The following is a 23860-nucleotide window of genomic DNA, read 5'->3' on the forward strand; positions in this document are numbered from 1 at the left end:
AACAGACGCATATGAAAGTAAGTTTCTTTATAGACAGACCGGTATTCTCGGCTGTCATCTCCATACTGATTGTCATTGTAGGTATCATCGGATTGACGATGCTCCCCATTGACCAATATCCGCAGATTACGCCACCGGTGGTGAAGATTAGCGCTTCGTATCCCGGTGCCAGCGCACTGACAGTATCACAGGCGGTAGCTACACCTATCGAACAAGAATTGAATGGAACACCGGGAATGCTCTACATGGAGTCCAACAGTTCCAATTCCGGTGGTTTTTCCGCTACAGTGACATTTGATATTTCTGCCGACCCCGATTTGGCGGCAGTAGAAATACAGAACCGTTTGAAACTGGCCGAGTCCCGTCTTCCGGCAGAAGTGGTACAGAACGGTATATCCGTAGAAAAACAGGCAGCCAGCCAGTTAATGACTATCTGTCTGATGTCTTCCGACCCGAAGTTTGATGAAATCTATCTGAGTAACTTCGCTACACTGAACGTACTCGATTTGCTTCGTCGTATTCCAGGTGTAGGACGTGTTTCCAATATCGGTAGCCGTTACTATGCCATGCAGATTTGGGTGCAACCGGACAAACTGGCAAATTTCGGATTGACTGTAGCCGATTTGCAGAATGCTTTGAAAGATCAGAACCGCGAATCCGCAGCCGGTGTGTTGGGCCAACAGCCGGTACAAGGATTGGATATTACCATTCCCATTACGACTCAGGGGCGTCTTTCTACTGTAGGGCAGTTTGAAGAAATCGTGGTTCGTGCGAATGCGGATGGTTCCATTGTCCGTTTGCGCGACGTGGCACGCATCTCGCTGGAGGCATCTTCATACAATACGGAGAGTAGCATCAACGGTGAAAATGCAGCGGTGCTGGGCATTTATATGCTTCCGGGCGCCAATGCCATGGAAGTGGCGGAGAATGTGAAGAAGGCAATGAATGAAATCAGTAGTAATTTTCCTGACGGATTGAGCTACGAGATTCCGTTTGATATGACGACATACATTTCGGAGTCTATTCACGAAGTATATAAGACTTTGTTTGAAGCGTTGATACTGGTAATTATTGTGGTATTTCTGTCACTGCAAAGCTGGCGTGCTACACTTATTCCGATTGTGGCAGTACCTATCTCCCTGATTGGTACGTTCGGTTTCATGCTGATATTCGGTTTTTCGCTCAATATCCTTACATTGCTTGGATTGGTACTTGCCATCGGTATTGTGGTGGACGATGCTATTGTGGTTGTGGAGAATGTAGAGCGCATTATGCACGAAGAGAAATTGCCACCTTACGAAGCTACGAAAAAAGCGATGGAGGGATTGACGGGAGCGATTATTGCGACGTCTCTGGTATTGGCGGCTGTGTTTGTACCGGTTAGTTTCCTGGGTGGTATCACAGGGCAGCTTTATCGTCAATTCACGGTGACAATTGTGGTTTCCGTATTACTTTCTACGGTGGTTGCATTGACTTTGAGCCCGGTGATGTGTTCGTTGATATTGAAACCGGAGTCGCATAAGCGAAAGAATATCGTATTCCGTTATATCAACTATGCGCTGAATATGGGCAATCGTAAATATGTCCGCCAGATTTCACGTGTGATAGGGAATCCTCGCAGAGTACTGGCTGCATTTGGTGTGGTACTGGTAGCCATCTTACTGATAAACCGCCTGATACCGACCAGTTTCTTGCCCGTGGAAGATCAGGGTTACTTCAAAGTGGAACTGGAATTGCCCGAAGGTGCGACACTGGAGCGTACACGTACCGTGTCAGAGCGTGCAGTGGAGTATCTGATGTTGAACCCGGCTGTAGAGTATGTGCAGAGCGTAGTGGGTAGCAGCCCTCGTGTAGGCAGCAGCCAGGCACGTAGCGAACTGACGGTTATTATGAAGCCGTGGGGCGCGCGTGACGGACAAACCATTGACGAGGTGATGGCGCAAGTGAAAAAGGATTTGCAGGAATATCCCGAGTGTAAAGTCTATCTTTCCACGCCACCGGTTATTCCGGGATTGGGAAGTTCGGGTGGTTTCGAAATGCAGCTTGAAGCACGTGGAGATGCCACATTCGATAATCTGGTGCAAGCTACGGATACACTGATGTATTATGCATCGCAGCGTAAGGAACTATCCGGACTGTCATCATCTTTACAGGCGGATATTCCGCAACTCTATTTCGATGTAGATCGGGATAAGGTAAAACTGGCGGGAGTGCCGTTGGCAGATGTCTTTTCGACCATGAAGGCTTATACCGGTTCGGTATATGTGAACGACTTCAATATGTTCAATCGTATCTATCGTGTATACATTCAGGCTGAAGCGCCTTATCGGGAACACAAAGAAAATATCAACCTGTTTTTTGTACGTGGGGCGGATAATGTAATGATACCGTTGACTTCTCTCGGAACCACTTCATATACCACGGGACCGGGTAGCATCAAACGTTTCAATATGTTCAACAGTGCCGTAATTCGTGGCGGAGCAGCGGATGGTTACAGTTCCGGTCAGGCCATGGAAATCATTGAGCAGATAGCCCGCGAACACTTGCCGGAAAATATAGGTGTGGAATGGAGTGGACTTTCTTATCAGGAGAAACAGGCCGGAGGACAGACAGCAATGGTATTGGCATTGGTATTCCTGTTCGTATTCCTCTTCCTGGCAGCACTTTACGAAAGCTGGACAGTGCCCATTGCGGTGTTGCTTTCATTGCCTATTGCCGCGTTGGGAGCCTACCTCGGAGTGTGGTTGTGTGGATTGGAGAACGATGTCTATTTCCAGATCGGATTGGTAATGCTGGTCGGTCTGGCGGCGAAGAACGCGATTCTGATTGTAGAATTCGCCAAAGAACAAGTAGACCGTGGAGCGAATGTGGTTAAGGCGGCCTTACATGCATCGCAGTTGCGTTTCCGTCCTATCCTGATGACGTCATTGGCATTTATTCTCGGTATGTTGCCGATGGTTATTGCCAGCGGACCGGGTTCGGCAAGCCGTCAGGCCATTGGTACCGGTGTATTCTTTGGAATGATTCTGGCTGTGACATTAGGCATTCTTTTGGTACCGTTCTTCTTTGTACTGATTTATAAGGCGAAGGCAAAAGCGAAGAGTACGAATATTAAGAAAGTTACGAAGCGATTTAAACGATAAGTTATGAAAAGAAAATATACAATATATTACATGATGGCGTTGGTGCTATTGTTCAGTTCATGCCAGTTGGGCAAACATTATGTACGTCCGGAATTGAATCTGCCGCAACAACTTGACTCAACGGAACAGGACACGCTCTCTATTGCTGACCGGCAATGGTGGGAACTCTACACCGATACTACGTTGCAAGCGCTCATAGAGCGGACACTCGAATATAATAAGGATATGAAGATAGCCGCTGCGAGGGTGAAGGAGCTGGCGGCAATGAAACGCATAGATTTTGCTAATCTTTTCCCGCAGGTTAGTGGTAAGTTGTATGCGGACAAGGAAGCGGAGAACTATGGCGGAGACAATTATGATTCGGACCGTAGCTATGAAGCAAAGGCAATCGTTTCATGGGAAGTGGACCTTTGGGGAAACTTGCGTTGGGCGAAAGATAAGAGTATGGCGGATTTTCTGGGTTCGATAGAGGCGCAACGGGCACTGAAAATGAGCCTGGTGGCGGAAGTGGCTCAGGCATACTTTGAACTGGTGGCTTTGGATAATGAATTGGCTATTGTCCGTCAGACACTGAATGCCCGTAAAGAAGGCGTGCGGTTGGCAAAGCTTCGTTTTGAAGGTGGACTTACCTCGGAAACCTCTTATCAACAGGCACAGGTGGAATTTGCACGTACTGCAACGCTGGTTCCGGATCTGGAGCGAAAGATTTCCATTAAAGAGAATGACATTGCTTTTCTGGCAGGTGAATATCCGCGGAAGATAGAACGTTCGGTATTGCCCGAAGAGGTGAAATTGCCGGAAAATCTTCCTGTAGGACTTCCGTCTACATTGCTGGAACGCCGTCCGGATGTACGCCAGGCGGAACAGAAATTGATTGCGGCAAATGCGACAGTAGGCCTTGCGTATACTAATATGTTTCCTCGTCTGGCTCTGACGGCACATTATGGTTTGGAGAGTGCGGAATTCTCTGATTTCCTGAAATCACCCTATCATTTCCTGAGCGGTTCCTTGCTGACGCCGTTGTTTGCGATGGGTAAGAACCGGGCGATGCTGAAAGCTAAGAAAGCTGCGTACGAACAGGAGGTTTACTCTTACGAGAAATCAGTGCTGACGGCTTTCAAGGATGCGCGGAATGCAATTGTAGATTTCAATAAGATAAAAGATATTTATGAGTCGCGCCTGCAACTGGAACAAGCCGCGCAAACCAATGTGGAGCTGGCCCAGTTACAGTATATCAATGGCGTAATCGGATATCTGGACGTGCTGGATGCACAACGTGGATATTTCGATGCCCAGATCGGATTGAGCAATGCGATACGGGATAAGCAGATCACACTGGTGCGACTGTATAAAGCACTCGGTGGGGGATGGCAGTAGAAGGGTTAAACCTCCGGTGTATTCAGGAAGAAGAATACAGACATCCCGATAAGAATGATTCCCAGTACGCCATAGAATAACCGGGCACGTTTTCTTCCTACACTCTTTACGGCGAACTGTGTGTTGCGGGCAGTGAAGAACCACTCCCAGTCAAACACAGCCGCCAGTAATGAGAGGATGCCGGCTACTACGAATATACCTTGTACGATGTATTGGCTCATAAGATATTAATCCAGATTTCCCATTGTCAACCTGCGCGAACCGTCTTCCTGTTCCTCAATAGTCACTTTAATGGTATTGCCCGGTAGCAGTTCCTCCACCAGTTCCGGCCATTCGATGAAACAGAGTGCACCACTGTAGAAGTAATCTTCGTATCCCATATCATATACTTCTTCCAGCTTCTTGATCCGGTAGAAGTCGAAATGATAGATCAATTCTCCTGCTATGTCCGAACGATACTCATTGATAACGGCAAAGGTAGGTGATGTAACGACATCTTCAACGCCCAACTCCTGGCAAAGTGCCTTGATAAAAGTAGTTTTACCAGCTCCCATTTTTCCATAGAGAGCGAAAACGGTATTGTCACCCATAGCGGCGATGAACTCGCGGGCGGCTTCATGGATATGGTCCAGAGATTGAATTTTAATTTCCATACTATATTTAATTATGATTTTACTTTCAGTTTCGTCCACTTAATGTGATAAGTGGGATAATCATCTCTTCCATCGAAATGCCTCCATGCTGGAAGGTATCGGTGTAATAGCTGACGTAATGGTTGTAATTATTGGGATAGGCAAAGAAATCCCGGCCTGTAGCGAAGATATAGCGTGTACTCACGTTGGGTGAGGGGAGGTGTATTTCAGCAGGACGGGTGATTTCAAACACCTGTTTGGGGTTGTATGCCATGTTGCGTGACAGTTTGTATCGCAGGTTGGCATTGATTTCTTTACTGTTGCTTTGCACTTTTATCGGGTTATCTACGCGAATGCTGCCGTGATCGGTGGTGATGATAACCCGGTACTGACGACTGGCAAGCGCTTTCAGCAAGTCGCTCAGCGGTGAATGGCGAAACCAGGAAAGGGTGATACTACGGTAGGCTGCCTCGGTAGAGGCGAGTTCACGTATCATTTTGCTTTCCGTTCGGCTGTGGCTCAACATGTCGATAAAATTGAATACGGCAACATTGAGGTCATTCTGCGCCAGGGCGGGAAGTTGTGCCAGCAGACGTTCCGCGCCGGAAGCATCATTAATTTTATGGTAAGAGAAGGTGTCACTGCGGCGATAGCGCTCTATAATGGTACGTATCAGTGGGGCTTCATTCAGGTTTTTGTTTTCTTCTTCGTCCTCATCTATCCATAATTCGGGAAAAAGCTTGACTATCTGGTCAGGCATCAGTCCGGAAAAGATGGCATTGCGGGCATATTGCGTGGCGGTGGGCAGAATGCTGAAATAGAGTTGTTCTTCAATGTTGAATAAGCCAGATAGCTCATTGGCAAGAACGCGCCATTGGTCGTACCGGAAATTATCAAGTACAATAAAGAAAATTTTTTCACCTTTGTCCAGCAGAGGGAAAAGGATGCGTTTGAAAAGATCCGGGCTCATCAGAGGGCGGTCGGTGTTTTCCGAAGAGGGCTTGCGTGTGTTAGTTGCCCCTTTTTCGTCTGATACCCAGTTGGCATAGTTTTTCTTTATGAATTTGGCAAAGGCAGAATTGGCCTCTGCTTTCTGCATGGCAAGCATCTCGTTCATAGGGCTGTCTGTAGCTTCCAATTCCAGTTCCCAATATACTAGGCGACGATACAATTCCATCCAGTCGGTTGCCGTCAGCGAGTCATTTATTTGCATGCCTATCTTACCGAAATCTTGTTGATAACCGGTTTGTGCGGCTTCGTTGACTATATTCCGACGATGCAGATTCTTCTTTAGCGATAACAATATTTGGTTAGGATTGACGGGCTTGATCAGGTAATCCGCAATCTTTTGTCCGATAGCCATGTCCATGATGTTTTCTTCTTCACTCTTGGTGATCATGACGACGGGGACAGTTGGGCAGATTTCTTTTATTAATGCCAGAGTTTGCAGACCGCTCAGTCCGGGCATGTTTTCGTCCAGAAAGATGAGGTCGTAGGTTGTAGTGCGGCAGCGGTCAAGTGCATCCTGTCCGTTGGTTACGGTATCTACTTCGTAGCCTTTGCCTTCCAGAAACAGGATGTGCGGTCGCAACAAACTGATTTCATCGTCCACCCAAAGTAATCTGTCTTTCTTCATATCTGTTAGTTATTTCAATCCCCAAAGATAACACCATTTTCCGGGTCGTCCTCTTCCGTAGGCAGATTTTCTTCTCTCTGCCGTTCTTCTTCCTCTGTCGGCAGGTTCAGCAGAGGTTCATCCAGTGTATAGCCTTTTAGTTCCGGTTCCGGTATGGAAGAGAAGTGTGTATGGTAGAAGGCATCATAATCATCGAAGCTATATTGTTTGATTAATTGCGCATAGTTGGCCTCCGAGATGAGTATGGCGCGCATGCCACTGAGCCGTGCCGCCATTTCGGGATTTGCATAAAGTCGACGGAAATATTGCTGTGTTTCATCGTAATTGTTGAACGGACGAATTTGCAACATACCGATACCCCGTTCGTGAGCAAATGCAAGGTCGAAGTTCTTAACCAGGAAAGTGGAGAAATTATAGCGTGCCACTTCAAACAGAAGCATATTCTCGTTTACTTTTCCTTCTTCATAAGCAAGGATAAAGAGGAACGGTACATTGCGCTCTGTGCTGAAAGCACTGTCTGGTGGAAGAATAGCGGCACTGCTCAAACTGTCGCCCAGCAGATTGCCTGCTTCGGCCAGTTCGGCATTTCGGCGTTGCCAGATAGAACCGAATGTATGGCTGTCACGGGCCAGCAGACGCCCTTCTTGTACGCCTTTCAGTATATGGGCGGCCAGATCAGTGATTTCGTTCTGCGGATATTGCTGTACAAGTTCTTTCAGAGTGGCGAGGAACCTTTCTGTTTCTCCTCCCTGCAGTCGGGTGACGGCTTCGAGGAACATAAACTTCGGGCGGTGTTGCCCTAATGGATATATTTCGGAAGAAAGATGTTCGGCAGCCCGCACAGTGGCTGTGTCGCCCATCTGGAAATGCTCATAAGCGCGGACATAGAGTGAATCTTCACGTTGCTTACCATGTACGGCATTCTCTGCGAAATCCGGGTCAGCCAGTGTCTTGGCATAACGGCTTTTGGGGAACCGGGCGATAAGTTCGGCTTTATATTTTTCGGCGGAACTGCCTTTTTTCTCATAATATTCTATAGCCAATTTCGTCAGGAATAACTGATAATAGGCTTCATCAGCTTGCGCGAAGTCCGGGAACTGCCGGATGAGCCTTTCGAACATGGCTTCTGCCCGTCGGAAATCGTGCATACGATCCTTGAAAACTATTCCGGCACCGTATAAGGCTTCCGATAGCAATGCGTTGGATGCCTGCATGGCCTCTTCTGTCAATGGTATCTGTGCCAGATAGTATTCCGGACGATGCGTGTCATTGGCGATACTGTCGGCAGTTCCCTCTTTAGGACCTTCTTTGGGGGAGACGGAACTTTCTGCGGTTTCATCTTCTTGACTGTTCCGGATACTGTCTTTCTGGGCAATATCTTCCGGTTCACTGTAATCTATCTCTTCAAAATCGTCGAGTGCAACCACGGTTTTGTTTTTCCTTCGCCAGTTGTCTTCCAGTTTTCTGCGTCCCCACAAACGTTGGAACTCTGCTTTTCCCTGTTCCACTAATTGCGGATTATAAAAATACCAATCCAGTTTTCCGCCTATTGCCGGCTGGGTGGTTTGTGGAGTAGTGGTATTCCCTTGCCCTGGTTTGCTGATAATCGAAGTTGCAGGTAACTGACTTTCCGCTTCTTCCCGCATCTGCAGACGGTTTGTTTCCCGCTCTGCTTCTTCGGCCGCCTTACGTTCTGCTTCTTCCCGGGCGATGACCTGTGCAATGATGTTTTCTATGACGGCCATTCGTTCCGCCTCCGGCATCCCGGCAAGGTGCTGCAAACTATCCTGTAACTGTATGGTATTGGTATGAGGTACCAGTTCGTCCAGTATTTCCGAACGGGTGGTAATGTCGGCATATTCCCGGTGTGTCTTATCTATCAACCCTATTGCCTCTGCGTATGCTTTCTGTGCTTCGGCATAGCGTGCCTGCTGCCAGTACAAGTTTCCCAATGTCAGTTGAAGAATTCCTTTTTCCACACCATTACGGGTGCTCTTTTCTATTCCTTTGTGATATGCGGAAAGAGCCTGCGCCGTGTCTTTCCCGACCAGGTAAACATTACCCAATGCATAGTAAATCTGATCCAGATATTCTTCGTTTTTCTCGTCTTTGCTCAGCCGCAGTAGCTTTCCTGTTATCTTACGGCTATTGGCGGTGGGCATCACTTCCGTCTGGCGGATACGGGCACTCAATGCCAGTTCGTACGGAGGGTTGAGACGAATTACTTTGCTGTATGATTGATAAGCTTGTTCCGGTTGTTGCAATAGCTGGTAAGTCTGCCCCAGGAGATAATAGCATCGCGCTTTTTGCTGCTTGTTCTTCTCGTTTTTGGCTGTCTTTTCCAGATGGGGGATGGCTTCTTTGTATCGCTGACTGCCCAACAGGTAGTTTCCTGTTGCCGAAGCATAAGGGACTGCCAGTGATAACGGCAGACTATCATTATTTACCCGGTTCAGAGCGTCTTCCGCATCGTATTGCCAGCCCAGAGCTGAGTAGCAGCGGGATAGCCAGATCAGAGCTTCGGAAGTGATGCTCGTCTGTCCGTCATAGAGGCGCACGATATAAGAAAAGGTTGAGGCAGCTTCCGGAAAATCTCCTTTCTGATATTGTGCTTTTCCCAATAGCAGCCATGCACGATGTATGAAAGGATTGAATTCCCGACGCGCCAGCCATTTTTTGTATTCGTCCGTGTATGCCCGTCCTGGTTTACGTATGGGGCGTCGCTTGATAGAATGCTGGCGAATGGCTTTTTGCGCTTTTTCAATGGCTCGCTCATAGTCGGAAGTACCGATACCTGTAGTTTCTTTGTTGCCGATGGGATAGAGGGGGAGCATTTCCATGTAGTTATCCTTATTCCCTTGTTGCTGTGCTTGCAATCCGGCTTTATAAGCTTCGTTTCCGTTGAAGTAGACGTTGTAACGGGTGGTTAGGGCATGATAGAAGCGTGTGCCGGCTGTATTCTTTCGAGTAGAACATCCGGCAACGAGCATCAAAGTGACTAAGATGCCAGTGAGGAGGATTGCTTTGCGTTTCAACTATGCCAGTAAGTTTTACGGGTTCTGCGTTTTCTGCCGTAAAGATAAATAAAAACTCTTTCCCAGCTTACATACTACGTATATAATGATGGAAAAGAAGATGATAGCCGCGCCTGAAGGAACGTTGAGATAATAGGATATCATCAATCCGCCTAGGCAACTGAGATAACCGATGCCGATGGATAGCCAGATAATGCGGTGGAAACGATGCGTGAACAAATTCGCAGTCATTTGCGGGATTGTAAGCAGGGAGATAACCAGCACAATCCCCACCATGCGCAGACATGCTACAATGGTCAGTGCAATGAACATCATCAGCACATATTCGAATATTTGTACGGGAATGCCTTGTGAACGTGCAAATTCCCGGTCGAAAGCAACATAAATAATCGGACGCAGGTATAGGATAAAGAAAATAGCCAGTATCACTGCAAGTCCTGCAAGCAAGGCGATGTCTCCGAATGTAATCGTCAGTATATTACCGAACAGATAAGCCGACAAATCGGGTGCGAACCCGGGTGAAAGGAAGGTGAACATGATACCCAATGCCATCCCCAGCGTCCAGAATACCGCGATAGCTGAGTCCTCACGCATATCATTGCGTTTGCTAAGCCACTCCACACCAAAAGCCGACAGTACCGCAAACACTCCGGCTGCCAAAATGGGAGAAATTCCTGTATATAATCCCAGACCGATTCCTCCGAAAGAGGCATGTGTCAGTCCGCCACTAATGAACACCAGTCGCCTCGTTACGATATACGTACCGATAAGTCCGCAAACAATGCTTGCCAGTAAACTGCCGATGAGGGCATGTTGGAAGAAGGTATATTGTAGTAGATCCACTTTAAAGTCTCCTCTCTCCTATGATCAGGAATACTTCATCTTTGATATTGTTCGGCAGAGCTATTCCACGTAGTTGCAAACTGCGTACCCATCCGGCAACATCGGTGTCCTGCATCGTATAGAATATGTCTCTGAATTCATCTTCCTGTTCAGGAGTGTAATCTTCGGGGGCAGTGCCGATGTATTTGTCCAGTTCTTCATCATCGTAGTACTCTATCTTTTTGCTGACGGCAGCTAACAGACTGTCCCGTTCGCATATTTCGTGCTGTCCGCAGCATTCTGCATCGACCTCTTTCACTTCGGGCATGGCATCCAGTTCTCCGCGTTCTATTTTCTTTTGCAAGCGTAGGTTACGGATGTATCCTGCCAAAAGGGCGATACAGACAAGTACAATAAGACTTATAATTAATATCCACATAGTTTTTTAATTAAGAATGAAGAATTAAGAATGAAGAATTACTTGGTGGTATGCTTACGTAGCGCAGCCAAATTCTTCATTCTTTATTTTTCATTTAAATTGTTCTTCATTTAATTATCTCAATTCCGAACCCTGCCTGTTTCAAATCCTCCCAATATCCCGGATAAGACTTGGAAACCACTTGTGGGTCAGCAATCTGTATGGATAGCATCCGCAGGATGGCGGGTGCAAATGCCATTGCCATCCGGTGATCTTCATAAGTCGCAATAACGGGATTGGATTCCGGTTCGCAGCGCTCACCGTTCCAGATTAATACACTGTCCTGTTCCGATTTTACCACATATCCCAGTTTATGCAATTCCGTGATAAGAGCCTGAATGCGGTCGGTTTCCTTTATCTTCAAACTCTGCAATCCGGTAAATCGGAAAGGTATGTTCATTAAACAACAAGTCACAACGAAAGTTTGTGCCAAGTCGGGTATATCCACTAAATCTTCCTTTAAACAGGCAACGGGAGTTCCCATCTTAGTTAGTACCACTCCTTGGTCGGTATATGTGGTGTGTACACCGAGTTTGGCAAATATTTCAGCTCCCCGGCTGTCACCCTGATAACTGCGTGGGAGAAGTCCGGGTAATTTTATTTCCGTTTTTGTAGATTCCTTTTTTTCATTATCCTGAATTAAGGCAACCATCTGATACCAGTAAGAAGCACCGCTCCAGTCACTTTCTACTGTGAAAGGTATGTCTCTGTACTTTCCCGGACGGACGGTGATACTACTTTCAGAACTCCAGGCAGCGTCTGCACCGAATTCTTTCATCAGTTGCAGCGTTAAATTAATGTAAGGGCGGGAAATGATTTCTCCTGTAAGATTCAGCCTCAATCCGTTTTTCAGGATAGGACCGATCATCAGTAAAGCAGATATATATTGCGAACTGACATTTCCGGCAAGGCTGATTTCTTCGCCTGTTAATTCTGTACCTGTGATGCGCAAAGGAGGGAAGCCTTCTTTTCCGGCATACTCTATCTGTGCACCCAGTTCACGTAAGGCATCCACCAGAATACGTATGGGGCGTTGTTGCATCCGTTCGGTACCGGTAATGATGCGTGTATCCGGTGTTACACTGAGGTAAGCCGTGAGAAAACGCATGGCGGTTCCGGCGGCAAGAATGTCAATATGTCCGGGATTCCCGTCCAGTGCTTTTATCATGACACGGGTGTCATCGCAATCGCTCAAATTACTTGGCGCGATATGCCCTTGGGCTAAAGCGTGTAATATCAAAGCCCGGTTACTGATACTTTTGGAAGCCGGGAGCTGGATAGTGGTATGCAAAGTGGCTGGTGCCGAAAGTTTATAGCGCATAGTTGTATTCCTTCTTAAACGTAATAGCTGGTTTACAGGCTACAAAAGTACGATAAATATCTGAATAAAGAAACTTGAGTTACATGACTTCTATCCAAACTGTGCACAGATACGGAGATGGCATGGAGTCGCTCTGAAACGAATTCCGCCAACGAGTTATTTAAGAGGTGTGTAGAGCGCAAGTAATATATGTATACGAATATCACTTTTGCGTAAGGAAGCTTTCTCTCAGATTATCAGAAACTTACAAAGTATTAATTTCTAGTCGACAAAAAGTTAATTTTCTGTTGACAAACTCCCAACTTCCTGTCGACAAACTCTTAACTTCCTGTAAATGGGAAAATAGTATTTTTTTCAGTTTCCTTACACTCCGAATATTAGGATTACAAATCCGATTGAACGGTGGTTATAACACAAATTCCTGATAGTTCTTTTTGTTTATTACTAAAATTCTTTGGCTTGGTTACGATTATAAGATTGCTTCATTCGCTCGCTGATTAAATAGTTTTCCCATAGTGCGTCTACATCTTGGCGTACAGATAGAGAGGTGAAATTTCCGATGATTGCATTGCGAATGCCGGAACAGCTTCAGCACTGTTGGGTGCTGTTTGCTTTTCGTTCGGCGGCATTGTCTCTCCCCTGGTAGGCATTGGAAATATCCTGGTTTCTACAGGGGGTATATTTGTTATCTGCTCTCTCTGTTCCCTTTCCTGTATTTTGTTGGCTTTAGGCAGAAGGCGTACGAAGCTTTACTTCGCATTCAGTACATCCCAGAAGCGTTGAGGCAGGTAAATGTTAGGCACAACCGCAGCCTCTTTAAATAAAGGAGCAATCTCTTTCGGGGCGAATCCGGCAATGCCGCACCCTATCTCTGTAACGAGGAAAGTATATTGTGAATGCTCTTTGGCAAAGCGGATAAACTCATCTACATAAGGTCTGATGGCTTCCGGCCCACCATGCATGGTCGGAATGCCATAGGTCTGTCCTTGTAATCCGGTTCCTTGTCCCCAGATGGCTCCCCATTTTTTCCATGCCAGATAAGCGGCTCCGCCACCATGCGCGCCTTCCAGGTTGCTGCCAAAAACGAATATCTCGTCCGGGTGTAGTTCTGTGATACGATTAGAGGTAATTCTTGTTTTCATACTTTTGTGATTAGGTCATAATTAGTTTTTTCTTCTTTTCTTCATTTTTAAACTCTTGCTTTTCAGCAAAAGTAACCTTTAGGTAACTATCTTACCGATTCGTAACTTCTTGTTTATAAGTAAAATAGTATATAGCTTTGCATCGTCGGAAAGTTACTGACTGCATTTGCGAAGTTAGTGAAAAAACTGATGAATGCAACTATTTTATAAACAAATTAAAAGCAAAAAAACAATGAAAGTACTTGCAGTAAAGAATTACAAGACCGCAGAAGGTCAGAAAATCAACCAGGGTGGTAATGAATTTACAGTGAAACCGATTGTTGAGCAAGCGGATGTGGACCAATGCCGTGTGAACTTTGTAGAAGTAGAACCGGGTAATTTTGCCTATGGATATCATTATCATGAAACGGACGAAGAGGTGTTCTATATCATCAGTGGTACAGGAATTGTTCGCACAGCGAATGGGGATGTGACGGTGAAGGCTGGTGATGCAATAACTTTCCCTACAGGTCCTGAAGGTGCGCATGTCATTCGTAACGGTTCGGATACGGAAAAGCTGGTTTATATTGACTTCGATACGAATAATCTTCCGGAGATTGTACATTTTCCCGATACAGATCAGGTAATGGCTTACGGGAAGTTCTCTAATGGGGTTTATGATAAGAAGTAATGGAGTTCTCCTACCTTCACCTCCGGAAGATAAAGAAATTTGTATACTATGGGACTCTTCTGTTTTTTATTGTAACTTTGCATAATGCATAACTCTAATATTTAAGTTACGAGTTACGAGCTACCAGTAACGAGTTACTGCGCTGTACTCATGAGCGAATAATAATTCGACCGGCTATCACGTCGAAAGTCACTTGTCACTTGTAGCTCGTTACTTATACGATTGAGGTTATAATATTAAAGAAATAGGAAATATGGAAATAGATTTAACGACTCCGGCTCTGTTGTTTTCGGCAATTTCATTGATTATGTTGGCTTATACCAACCGTTTTATGTCGTATGCCCAGTTGGTACGTACTTTGAAGGAACAATACCGGGAAAATCATTCGTCGGTAACTGCGGCACAGATTGCCAATCTTCGTAAACGTCTGTATCTGACGCGTGCTATGCAGGTGACAGGGACAGGCAGCTTATTGTTGTGTGTCGTAAGCATGTTCTTTATTTATATACAACTTTATCTTGTATCCATCTATATCTTTGGACTGGCAATGGTGTTGCTGATTATCTCTCTGGCTATCTCTGTGTACGAGATTTATATTTCGGTGAAGGCTTTAGAGATACATCTGAATGATATGAATGAATAACCGGATAGAATGAGTAATCTTGTCCCCATATTAGGAGTGAACAGGCACCGCCTGCTGATTGACGGTGAGGGAGTGACTACATTGGTGGCTTTTCATGGTTGTCCTTTGCGTTGCAAGTATTGTCTGAACCCTCAGTCTCTATCTGATGATTTTGATTTCCCGCTTTATTCCTGCGAACAACTGTATGAGAGGGTGAAAGTAGATGAACTTTACTTTCTTGCAACTCGTGGTGGTATTACCTTTGGTGGTGGTGAACCTTGTCTGCGAAGTGAATTTATCAGCCGTTTCCGGGAACTTTGTGGGAAGGAGTGGAGGATTACAGTAGAAACGTCTTTAAATGTACCCCGGAAGCATCTGGAGATTCTATTGCCTGTGGTAGATGACTATATCGTAGATATCAAGGATACGAATGATGAGATCTATCAAAACTACACAGGCAGAAGCAATCATCAGGTGCTCGGAAACCTGCGTTGGCTTATAGAGTACGGAAAAGCTGAACAGATCACAGTCCGTATCCCCCTTATTCCGCAATATAATAAGGAGGAGGATACTACGCATAGCATAGATTTGCTAAGATCTATGGGACTGAGTCATTTTGATGTATTTACGTACCGAACTTAAAAATTACTTCTTATCAGGTTCCGTCCAACGGTCATAATGTATATTCTCCGGTTTCCATTTATCTTTCGGAAGTGGGTTCTCTGCCGGATAACCGATAGGGATTACATTCAGAGGAACAATCTGTTCGGGTAATTGGAGTATTTTCTGTACTTCTTTTACCCGTTCGTCTATGGGATAAACGCCTGTCCAGACAGCTCCTAATCCTAAAGCTTGTGCAGCCAGCAACAAGTTCTCACTGGCGGCGGAGGCATCCTGTACCCAGTACTCCATACCCGCACCACTGATAGCTTTGGTTAAATCTCCGCATACGGCAATAGCCAACGGAGCGTCTTTTACCATCTTGGCGTAAGGAAGAGTAGAACCCAGTTCATTCATCGTTTCTTTGTTTCTGATGACAATGAAAGCCCAAGGTTGCCTGTTGGTTGCTGTAGGAGCTGCCATGGCAGCCCTTAACAATTGCTCTATTTTTTCATCTTCTACTTCTTTAGGCTGATAAGAGCGAATACTGGTTCTTGCATGTATGTTGTCAAGAACCGAAAGTTTATTATCCTGTTTCACGGTAGGTTCCTCCATCTTATTAAGTTGATTGGGTTTTGGTTGGATAGATAATGCAGTTACTACTATAACCAAAGCTAGATTGAAAGTGTTCAGCGCATAGTGCATTGTTTGCTCTTTGGGCCTTTTAGAAAGATATGAGATGATTAGGGTACATAATGCGATACCTGCCAGTAATCCCAGGAAAAGTATCCAGTCGAAACTGAAAGCACTTGCCGGTTTGTCTGCCGAATGCTCCTTTGCATACTCCATGGCCTTATGTACGGACTGGATAATAGCTACGGAAGACTCTGTGGCTCCGGATATTCCATCCACTTCTTTATGGATTGCTTCCTCCGGTGAAAGATTGTTCCACTGTTGTAACAGACCGCTGTTCCGTACTTTGGCAAAGTAGCTGGGTGTTTCGGAGTTTTCCAGAGCTACTACTTTTAGAATACGGTTATCTTTTATATAGATTTCCAGAGGTATATTTCCACCATAGCCGTTAATATCTTTTGTTAGTTGCCGGGTAGATATTATCTGTACTCCGTCATCTGTATGTCGTAGTATCCCGGAAGTTCCTGTTTGGCTTTCTGTTGTATTTTCGTTTTCAGAAAGAATGTTCCCAAACTTGTTTCCCTTGCAGATGGTGACTGCCAGAACCAGGAAGAAATAGGTTATCAGGCTAATGATGATTTGGGCTTTTAATGTTTTCATATTTAGCTGCTATTTATAGTGTATGCAAATTTAGGGGATTTTTGCTGAAAATAGCAAGTACTTATTAAAAAGTAACCTTCCGTCATTTAAACCATAGTTGCAATAATCTGAATAAACAGTATGAGGAATACCATTGCAATAGGATAAACCGTAGCATAAGCCACACTCGGAATGTTGCTGTCAGTCATAGAATCAGCCGCTGCAAGTCCCGGAGTACTAGTCATACCACCGGTGATGGTTCCCAACAAGTCGAGTATGTTGATTTTGAAAACAAACAGTCCGACGAACATCGCTACTAACATAGGTACCAGCGTAATAGCAGCACCTACTCCGAATAGCAACCAGCCGCTTTCCTGGAAAGTCGCTACAAGATTGGTGCCTGCCGAGGTGCCGACTTCGGCTAGGAATAACAACAAGCCTAACTGGCGTAATAACTGATTAGCAGGTCCGGACATAGACCATAGAATAGGACCTGTCTTACCAATTGCACTTAAAAACAAAGCCACAATCAGAATACCGCCCGTCAATCCCGGGGAGAAAGATAAACCACCGGGGAAAGTTATATTCAGCTTACCGAACAATACCCCTAAAACAATACCCATTGCGATAGGGAAGAAGTCTGTGTCTGATAACTTTTTAGCATTGTTTCCCAGCAAGCGAGCCAATCCTTTGAGTCCTTCTTTTTCACCTACCACCATTAGTTTATCACCGAATTTTAAAGTCAGATCCGGCGATGGAGACAGGTCGATACCGCTTCGGCGAACACGTGTGACAGTACATCCGAAGTTCTTCATCAGGTTCAGATCCCCCAATTGTTTATTGATCATATCCTTTTTGGTCAGCAATAAGGATTCGATCTCTTGCGTGTCTACTAAAGGCAATTCGCCCTCTTCGCGTTCTCCGACTAAAACTGAAAGCTGGTTCAGAGCTTCTTCACTGCCCACTGCCTGTATATAATCATTTTCATGGAGCACCGTTTGTGCTGTGGGGATGGAAATGATTTCATCATGTTTATGGCGTGAAATAACAGCTCCTGTCATGGCCCGTGCGTTGATTTGCATCAGGCTGCGGTTGAATACGGCAGGATTTGTAACACGATAGATACAGGTTGTCAGTTCGGGAAATTGGCCGCGACGTTCTTTTTCCAGTCGGCGGGCCTCCTTGTCCAGATCGATACGCATGATACGGGGGAGCAGTTTTACAAACAGGATGACACCAATAACTCCAAACGGATAAGCGATACCATAGGAAATGGATGCCAACGGAGAATTTGTACTGTCGATGGCTACGGCAAGTCCCGGTGTACTGGTCAGCGCACCGGCTATTAAACCTACCACACTAGGCGTATCGATGTCGAATAGGTATTTGAGCCCGACAGCTGTAAGAGAAGCCGAGCAGATAATCAGCATGGTAATGATGATCAGGGTCTTTCCTTTGCTTCGGAACGAGTCGAAGAAACCGGGACCGGCCTGGATACCGATAGTAAAGATGAAAAGTACCAATCCGAAGTTTCCTAATTCTTTAGGAATGACTACACCGAAGTGTCCGAAGAGAAGAGCAATGAAAATAACTGCGGAAACATCCAGTGATAAACCTTTGATTTTGATTTTTCCCAGCATGAAACCCAATGCGACAATGAGGAAGAGGGCGAAATAGGAGGAATTAAGTAGGTCAGCAAACATGAATTTAGATTATTTGTTGATTTTGCCGCAAAGGTACGGAAAAAGGAGCCAAATTCATAGTCTGGCTCCTTAATAATCACTATCTAATGTAGTTGTTTCAATAATTCCTCTACCGCTACTTTCAGCTGAGTATCTTCGCCCTTTATAATTGTTTCGGGTGAGTTGGCTATTTTGATATCCGGTTCCAACTGAGTATTCTCCAGATAACTGCCATCAGGCAGGCGGTAACCAATCACAGGAATACCGAATACCAAGGTAGGATCTTGCAGGCGTTCCCATGATACACTGGTCATAGTGCCCGGGACAGGCATACCTACCAGCTTGCCCAGTTTCTGATGACTGTATACCCACGGTGTGCCGTGTGCATTGGAATAGTTGGCTTCGCACGTCAACATGATGGATGGCTTGTTCCAGCGGCGGCTGGGCATATCGCAGGCTTCACGACCGCGAACCACTTGTGTGAAATATTTCTTACCACTGAACAGTATTTCTATATCTTCGTGCAGACGACCGCCTCCGTTGAAACGTGTGTCGATGACAATACCTTCGCAGTTATTGTATTTTCCCAAAATGTCCGAGTAGATGGAGCGGAAACTGTCATCACCCATAGACTTGATGTGCACGTAGCCCAGTTTGCCGTTCGACCATTTTTCAACATCTGCCGCACGTTGTTTTACCCAGCGCTCGTAGAGCAATGCGCTGAGTTCACTGTCCTTGATGGGGATTACTACTTCTTCCCAACGCTCTTTCGTTTTAGGATTATAGAGTGAAACAAGAGTTTTCTTTTTAACCTTGTCATTGAGAAGCACGTAATAATCGGTTTCGGGAGTAATTTCTTTGCCGTCAATCTTTTCAATGACAACGCCGGCTTTCACCTTTGTGGTAGCCTTGTCGAACGGACCTTTTTCTATCACTTCGGCAATGAGCATTCCTTTATCCTGATAGTTCCAGTCGAAAAGTAGCCCCAGGCTGGCTGTAGGCTCGCTTTGACCGTCCGGATAGAAACGGCCTCCGGTATGAGAGACATTCAATTCGCCCAGCCATTCACTTAAAAGCTCGGAGAAGTCATAATTGTTATTGATGTGCGGCAGAAACTTACGATAGGCTGCCGTCATGGCATCCCAATTGACTCCGTGCATATTGGTATTGTAGAAACGCTTTTGCTGTTGCTTGTATACATGGTCAAACATATATTCGCGTTCGGCCGCCAGATCCAGTTTTACCTGAGCAAGATATTTAATGGGCTTCAGGTCATCGGAAGCCATGTTCATCTTCTGCATATTCTTACCGTTCAGAATGAAGAGAGTTTTTCCTTCTTTATCCATTTCCAGAGAAGTCCATCCGGCATCTACTTTGTGGAGTAGCTTGGTTTCCTTCTTGCGCAGATCCATCTTCCATAAGTTACGTCCACCTTCGGTACTTGCCAGGTAATAGAGGGTTTTGCCATCTTTGGAGATGAGGGTACTTCCCATATTGGATGAGTTTGGAGTGAGACGCACGATGCGGTCTTCTATGTTTTTCAACTCTACCACGATATCTTTTACCTTACTGCTATCTTTTTCCGCTATTTTTTTCCGGTCGGCGTTTGCTTCTTTATATAGTTCGTAATCCTCTTTGCTCAGACGGAATTTATCGTATGCATCCTGATTCAGGAATACCAGCATGGCATCATCCAGAGAACCCCATGAAGCATGTGCACGCATACCGTAGCGTTCGGTAATGAAAAGAATGGCATTGCCGTCGAGCACGAAGCTGGGTGAACCGCTTGTGTATCCGCTATTAGTCAGATTGACAATTTCGCCATTGCCTTGTGCACTGACCAGACCTATATCCGAGTATGGATCGTGCTTGTTTCCGATAAATTCCAATGTAAACCATTTGCCGTCCGGAGACCATGCATAGTCAAATCCTCCGCCTGTGCTGTACCAAGTAGAGCCATCGGTGATCCGGCGTACTTTCTTGGTTTCCAGGTTGAGCACCATCAGACGGTTACGGTCTTCAATGAAAGCTAACTCCTTACCGTCGGGTGAGAATTGCGGATGTGAACGTTCTACGGTGGTAGAGGGTAATAGCACCTCTTCCTTTATTAAAGTTGCGTTCGGAAAATTCGGATCTTCTTCCCGAACTATCCTAGCCAGGTAAATCTGCCAGTTGCCACTGCGTTCACTGGCGTAGGCCAGCGTCCGGTTGTCCGGAGCAAACGAGAGACCATCTTCTTCTGCTGCCGTATGTGTGATCTGTTTGGTCGTGGCATAGTCCGCAGATGTGACGAATACTTCACCACGTACAGTGAAAGCAATCTGTTTGCCGTCCGGTGAAACTGTAGCAGAAGTTGCTTTATCCGGATATTTCAGATAGGCTATTTGCGGCTGGTCGTCACGAATGATTTCTATATTTATCTTCCGGGGATTCGAGCCTTCCTGTTGGGTATAAATCTCACCATCGTATCCATAGCACAAGGTGCCGTTGTTACTCATTGAAAGGAAACGCACGGGATGGGTTTTAAAGCTGGTTATTGTTTTTATCGATTGGGGTTGCGAAATCGGGAAAGAATATACGTTGAATGAGCCGCCATTACGTTCGCTCAGGAAGTAGACGGTTTGTCCATCCGGTGACAACACCGGATTGCGGTCTTCGCCTGCATGCTGGGTAAGATTGGTGTGTGAACCTGTTTTGGCATCGTACATCCATACGTCGCGGGTGATGGAAGAAGTATGATGCTTTCTCCATTCGTTTTCACCTCCTTTACGGTCCTGATAGAAAAAACGTTTACCGGATTTATCGAAGCATACAGCTTCGGCAGGGGTGCCCAGAATTTGTTCCGTGCGTCCACCTGTTGAGGGAACTTTGTAGAGCTCAGTCATTGAGGCGGCGGGAAAGAGGGCGCTACTTGCGGGGTCCTGAATGGATGCCGCGAATAGGACATATTTGCCGTCCGGAGTAAAAGTGGAGGGGATTTCATTGGTTGAATGAGTAGTCAGCCGCCGGGCTGTTCCACCATTTGCCGACATTACAAAAATGTCGAAATTTCCATTCCTGTCGCTGGCAAAGGCTATCTGTTTGCCATCCGGTGACCATACCGGGGTACATTCGTAAGAGTCTTGTGTAGTAAGCTGTGTAGCTGTTCCGCCCGTGGCTGGTATTTTGTAGATGTCCCCTTTATAGCAAAATATAATTTCTGTTCCGTTAGGTGAAATTTGTACATCACGCGTCCAAAGAGGAGTTGTCGCATAGCTGGTTATTGCCGTGAAACTAAAGGCAATGTAAGCAAGAATTTTCTTCATAAGTATATTTAATGCGTTTTTATGCAAATATAGGTAATTAGTCTGTAAATATGAAAAAGCATGGTCTGATATTCATATTTTTTCCTTGTTTTGTTATATTTGCGAATATAATATTCTGTATTTACTCCTTGTTTAATAAAGAAACGACATGGAAATCAACTCTCTTGGTAAAACGAATTTCGACGCACTATTTAGAGCTTTTGATCAGGCTTTTGCCGATTATGAAGTGCAACAAAACAAAGTGCAGTTCAATGCTCTGTTGAAGCGTCGTGGTTTTGCTCCATCTCTTTCCTTTGCCGCTTTCGAGGGAGATGAGATTGTATCTTTCACTTGCAATGGGATCGGGAATTTCTTTGGAATGCCGACGGCTTATGATACGGGAACGGGGACGCTTAAGGATTACAGAGGACAAGGGCTGGTTACCCGTATTTTTGAGCATGCTATTCCATACCTGAAAGCGGCGGGTATTTGCCAGTATTTGCTGGAAGTGTTACAGCATAATACAGGAGCAGTTTCTGTTTACCGGAAACTTGGCTTTGAAGTTACTCGCGAGTTCAATTACTTCAGGCAGGAGAATGTAGAGATAAGGAATGATTTGAAAATCATTAACCGTCCTTACTCCGTTCAACCTGTTGATGTACGGCAATATGATTCAATCTCCGGTTTCTGGGACTTCAAACCTTCCTGGCAGAATAGTCTTGAATCCATTGCGAGGTCACCCGAAGATTTTATCAGTTTGGGAGTATTTGCTGATGATAGTCTCGTCGGATATTGTGTGTTTGAACCGGCATCAGGTGATATTGCCCAATTAGCGGTTGATAAACGGTATAGAAGAAAAGGAGTTGCTTCCTTGTTGCTTCAACGGATGCTGGAGTCAAATAGATGTGAATCTGTTAAAGTTATAAATACGGATATTTCGTGTACTTCGATTACCGGCTTTCTGAAAGCGAAGAATATAGAGGTGAGAGGGAGGCAGTTTGAAATGATCAGAAAGCTATAATTATGGATAGGAATGCTCAGTGATTAGGATACAGCGGTTTACATCAATGGGGAATTTCATAAAATTACGGTTGACTTCTTGGTTGACTTTTCGCGTCAACCACAGCGTCAACCACACCATTAGGTGAAAACTCGTAAAAAAGCAAAAAGCATCGATAATCTTTCGATTATCAATGCTTTATCGGTAGTCGGGATGACAAGATTCGAACTTGCGACCACACGCCCCCCAGACGCGTACTCTACCGGGCTGAGCTACATCCCGAATTGCGGATGCAAAAGTAGTGCTTTATTTTGAAATAGCAAATATTTCTGTTGATTTTTGTTTTGCTATTATCTTGTTAGATAACACATCTCTCTTATTTTTAATTTGTTATGATGGAAAGTTTATTCTATTTTAGGACTAATCAAGGTATAATATGCAAGTAGCACGTAGAAATAGCCCTTTGCTTGAGGAAATAAATAATACAAAGAAAATAGCTGCTGTCTTTTAAGATAGATTGTTTGCGGGTAGAAGAGCGGGGGAAAGCTGTATGGCTTTACGTCTCGCTCTTGTATTATCTCATAAAGTGTCTTTTATTATTTTAGAAAGTATCTGTCGATTCTTCTTTCACCTTCTTCAGCAAGTTTTCTACGTTTTGAGAGTGGTAATATAAGATACCTTCCAATTGTTTCAGAAAACCTACATTGCTTGCCAGTTGCGTAATGAATTGCAGATGCAGACCGATTTCCCGGTTGGCTTGCAGCAGCGTCTTGTGCGGGAGTGTACTTTGCAGCATATAGAATCCGCTGGCATCTTGTATTTCTGCAATGCCATTTCCCCATTCGTGTGTGCCTATCAATTGTAGAACATGGATGAATTGTCTTAATTTGCGCTTTAGGCATTGCAAGCTTATATATTCCGAAGGCTCTTCGGCATACGTTATGTTCATAATGCCAATCAGTTGTAGATAGTACGCTTTCATGGCTTCTTCTGACGGGAAGCCCGTGCGTGGGTGCATTGCTGCGTTGGGTAATTCCTGAGCGGTTACCGGCTGAGTGTTGTTTTCCATAAATCGTTAAGTTTTAAAAGGTAAATAATTCGATTCATGGGAGAGGAGAAGGATTTGAAAAAGCAATCCCTGCCT

Annotated in this window: 18 protein-coding genes, 1 tRNA gene and 2 pseudogenes; 7 read left to right on the top strand and 14 right to left on the bottom strand. The window is 45.2% G+C overall.

Translation table 11 applies throughout. The annotated features are described in order from the left end of the window. Positions 1 to 11: 11 nt before the first annotated feature. Positions 12 to 3143, top strand: a complete 3132-nt coding sequence (locus VYM24_RS10120; protein WP_217714757.1) for an efflux RND transporter permease subunit — start codon at positions 12 to 14, stop codon at positions 3141 to 3143. 3 nt (positions 3144 to 3146) lie between these two features. Further along, on the top strand, positions 3147 to 4520 hold the full coding sequence (locus VYM24_RS10125) for an efflux transporter outer membrane subunit (RefSeq protein ID WP_291552088.1): 1374 nt from the start codon (positions 3147 to 3149) through the stop codon (positions 4518 to 4520). A gap of 5 nt (positions 4521 to 4525) precedes the next feature. Here VYM24_RS10125 and VYM24_RS10130 read toward each other — a convergent pair whose 3' ends face one another. The 8 genes and pseudogenes from VYM24_RS10130 to VYM24_RS10165 form a co-directional block, all read right to left on the bottom strand. After that, positions 4526 to 4741, bottom strand: coding sequence for an immunity 17 family protein (locus VYM24_RS10130; RefSeq protein ID WP_291552086.1), 216 nt, complete (start codon positions 4739 to 4741; stop codon positions 4526 to 4528). Between the two features lie 6 nt (positions 4742 to 4747). Continuing rightward, a complete protein-coding gene (gene tsaE / locus VYM24_RS10135) occupies positions 4748 to 5173 on the bottom strand; it encodes a tRNA (adenosine(37)-N6)-threonylcarbamoyltransferase complex ATPase subunit type 1 TsaE (protein WP_291552083.1) in 426 nt (141 codons plus the stop codon). Positions 5174 to 5198: 25 nt separating this feature from the next. Further along, a complete protein-coding gene (gene porX, locus VYM24_RS10140; protein ID WP_299093405.1) occupies positions 5199 to 6788 on the bottom strand; it encodes a T9SS response regulator signal transducer PorX in 1590 nt (529 codons plus the stop codon). Positions 6789 to 6802: 14 nt separating this feature from the next. Further along, complete coding sequence (gene porW / locus VYM24_RS10145) at positions 6803 to 9823, bottom strand: type IX secretion system periplasmic lipoprotein PorW/SprE (protein ID WP_330942065.1); 3021 nt, start codon at positions 9821 to 9823, stop codon at positions 6803 to 6805. A 15-nt stretch (positions 9824 to 9838) separates the two neighbouring features. Further along, positions 9839 to 10666, bottom strand: a complete 828-nt coding sequence (locus VYM24_RS10150; protein ID WP_026367615.1) for a metal ABC transporter permease — start codon at positions 10664 to 10666, stop codon at positions 9839 to 9841. 1 nt (position 10667) lies between these two features. Beyond that, a complete protein-coding gene (locus VYM24_RS10155) occupies positions 10668 to 11084 on the bottom strand; it encodes a phospholipase (RefSeq protein WP_291552076.1) in 417 nt (138 codons plus the stop codon). A gap of 106 nt (positions 11085 to 11190) precedes the next feature. Then, entirely contained in the window at positions 11191 to 12444 is a 1254-nt protein-coding gene (locus tag VYM24_RS10160; RefSeq protein ID WP_291552074.1) for a 3-phosphoshikimate 1-carboxyvinyltransferase, read from the bottom strand. Between the two features lie 447 nt (positions 12445 to 12891). Then, positions 12892 to 13026, bottom strand: a pseudogene (locus tag VYM24_RS10165) (ATPase); the annotation flags it as partial. Between VYM24_RS10165 and VYM24_RS10170 the strand changes: the two are divergent. Next, a pseudogene (locus VYM24_RS10170) lies at positions 13018 to 13227 on the top strand (Bcr/CflA family drug resistance efflux transporter); the annotation flags it as partial. The pseudogenes VYM24_RS10165 and VYM24_RS10170 sit on opposite strands and share 9 nt — an antisense overlap. Here VYM24_RS10170 and VYM24_RS10175 read toward each other — a convergent pair. After that, entirely contained in the window at positions 13194 to 13586 is a 393-nt protein-coding gene (locus VYM24_RS10175) for an A1S_2505 family phage non-structural protein (RefSeq protein ID WP_291552073.1), read from the bottom strand. The pseudogene VYM24_RS10170 and the gene VYM24_RS10175 overlap by 34 nt on opposite strands. Before the next feature lie 232 nt (positions 13587 to 13818). Between VYM24_RS10175 and VYM24_RS10180 the strand changes: the two genes are divergently transcribed. From VYM24_RS10180 to VYM24_RS10190, 3 genes are all read left to right on the top strand, one after another. Further along, positions 13819 to 14256, top strand: coding sequence for a cupin domain-containing protein (locus tag VYM24_RS10180; protein WP_330942066.1), 438 nt, complete (start codon positions 13819 to 13821; stop codon positions 14254 to 14256). Positions 14257 to 14509: 253 nt separating this feature from the next. Continuing rightward, a complete protein-coding gene (locus tag VYM24_RS10185) occupies positions 14510 to 14899 on the top strand; it encodes a DUF2721 domain-containing protein (protein WP_291552067.1) in 390 nt (129 codons plus the stop codon). Between the two features lie 9 nt (positions 14900 to 14908). Further along, the gene (locus VYM24_RS10190; RefSeq protein ID WP_299093418.1) at positions 14909 to 15520 is read left to right on the top strand and encodes a radical SAM protein; all 612 of its coding nucleotides are present in this window, start codon (positions 14909 to 14911) and stop codon (positions 15518 to 15520) included. Positions 15521 to 15523: 3 nt separating this feature from the next. On the opposite strand, the gene VYM24_RS10195 is transcribed toward VYM24_RS10190, so the two are convergent. The 3 genes from VYM24_RS10195 to VYM24_RS10205 all read right to left on the bottom strand — a co-directional run bounded on the left by VYM24_RS10195 (position 15524) and on the right by VYM24_RS10205 (position 21737). After that, the gene (locus tag VYM24_RS10195) at positions 15524 to 16771 is read right to left on the bottom strand and encodes a nitroreductase family protein (protein WP_330942067.1); all 1248 of its coding nucleotides are present in this window, start codon (positions 16769 to 16771) and stop codon (positions 15524 to 15526) included. Positions 16772 to 16857: 86 nt separating this feature from the next. Beyond that, the gene (locus VYM24_RS10200; RefSeq protein ID WP_291552058.1) at positions 16858 to 18453 is read right to left on the bottom strand and encodes an aspartate:alanine exchanger family transporter; all 1596 of its coding nucleotides are present in this window, start codon (positions 18451 to 18453) and stop codon (positions 16858 to 16860) included. Positions 18454 to 18536: 83 nt separating this feature from the next. Further along, the gene (locus VYM24_RS10205; RefSeq protein WP_299093424.1) at positions 18537 to 21737 is read right to left on the bottom strand and encodes a S41 family peptidase; all 3201 of its coding nucleotides are present in this window, start codon (positions 21735 to 21737) and stop codon (positions 18537 to 18539) included. 148 nt (positions 21738 to 21885) lie between these two features. On the opposite strand from VYM24_RS10205, the gene VYM24_RS10210 reads away from it, so the two are divergent. Then, positions 21886 to 22737, top strand: a complete 852-nt coding sequence (locus VYM24_RS10210) for a GNAT family N-acetyltransferase (protein ID WP_299093426.1) — start codon at positions 21886 to 21888, stop codon at positions 22735 to 22737. Positions 22738 to 22924: 187 nt separating this feature from the next. Here VYM24_RS10210 and VYM24_RS10215 read toward each other — a convergent pair. Together VYM24_RS10215 and VYM24_RS10220 are read right to left on the bottom strand one after the other, a co-directional pair. Then, positions 22925 to 22998: transfer RNA gene (locus VYM24_RS10215), tRNA-Pro, on the bottom strand. A gap of 319 nt (positions 22999 to 23317) precedes the next feature. After that, positions 23318 to 23785: a hypothetical protein gene (locus VYM24_RS10220; RefSeq protein ID WP_291552051.1), complete on the bottom strand. Its 468-nt coding sequence runs from the start codon at positions 23783 to 23785 to the stop codon at positions 23318 to 23320. Positions 23786 to 23860: the final 75 nt, after the last annotated feature.

The sequence above is a fragment of the Bacteroides sp. MSB163 genome, assembly GCF_036416795.1.
Lineage (GTDB): Bacteria > Bacteroidota > Bacteroidia > Bacteroidales > Bacteroidaceae > Bacteroides > Bacteroides maternus.